Origin of the sequence: Vibrio splendidus 12E03 (genome assembly GCF_000272105.2) — a bacterium.
Lineage (GTDB): Bacteria > Pseudomonadota > Gammaproteobacteria > Enterobacterales > Vibrionaceae > Vibrio > Vibrio splendidus_I.
In genome coordinates this window covers 1-259 of the sequence record NZ_AJZD02000286.1, presented here as the reverse complement: position 1 = coordinate 259, position 259 = coordinate 1, and the positions used below count along the sequence as shown (strand labels likewise).

Below are 259 nucleotides of genomic sequence, written 5' to 3'. Positions count from 1 at the left end.
GATGCTCGACACCACAATGAGAATGGACAAGACCATCGTCACCATCACCTCCATGTTGTCGGCTGGCCAAAACACCGCGCGTTTGCCGCCTACCGCCAGGCAAGACGTCAATAAATCCCCGCCGCACTGCAAAATGCCCGACGCTTTAAACTGCGCTTGAATCGCAAGCCCTGCCAGCACGCCCGAGGCGCGCACCACGACCAGCAGCACCAAACTGCCTAGCGTGAACTTGAGCCAGCCATCAAAAAAAGGCCGCGTG

1 pseudogene is annotated in these 259 nt (G+C 58.3%); it reads right to left on the bottom strand.

What is annotated here, in order from left to right:
• Positions 1–259: pseudogene (locus A142_RS17910) on the bottom strand (hypothetical protein); the annotation flags it as partial.